Here is a 486-nt window from a genome sequence, read left to right as displayed (position 1 = left end):
CAGCAGCACGTCCAGCCGGTCGACGACGGCGTCGGGACCGGCCTCGGCGAGAGTGGTCAGCCAGCCGAACAGGCGTTGCTGGTGGAGCTCCAGCTCCTCCTGGGTGTAGCGCTCGGGGTTGGCGTCGAGCCGTACCGAGTAGCCGCTCTCCGCCGAGTCGAGGTAGATGATCTGCATGTCCTCGACCGGCCCCGTCGACAGGTTGTGCAGCAGCCCGGCGCACTCCCCGAAGGTGTAATCGAATCCGGATTCAAGGACGTTGACCGTGGGTCCCAGTGACCGGCCCGCGTCGCCGGTGAAGCCGAGGTCGCGGCGGATGCGGTCGCCCCGGTAGTTCTGGTGGCGCAGGGTCGCGCGCAGTTCACCGGCGCTGTCGCGCAGGAAGTCGGCCACGGTCCGCCCTGGCGCCACCTCGACCGGGTGCGGTACGAAGTTGGCCCGCATACCGGGAACGGCACGGGAGGCCGCCGTGGCGCGGGCCGGTAC

At 70.4% G+C, this 486-nt stretch carries 1 pseudogene; it reads right to left on the bottom strand.

From position 1 onward, the window contains the following. Window positions 1–486, bottom strand: a pseudogene (locus RNB18_RS51125) (hypothetical protein); the annotation flags it as partial.

It is taken from the genome of Streptomyces doebereineriae, from assembly GCF_031845645.1.
Lineage (GTDB): Bacteria > Actinomycetota > Actinomycetes > Streptomycetales > Streptomycetaceae > Streptomyces > Streptomyces canus.
Note: the sequence above shows the minus strand (reverse complement) of the source record. Positions and strands in the feature narration are given on the sequence as shown.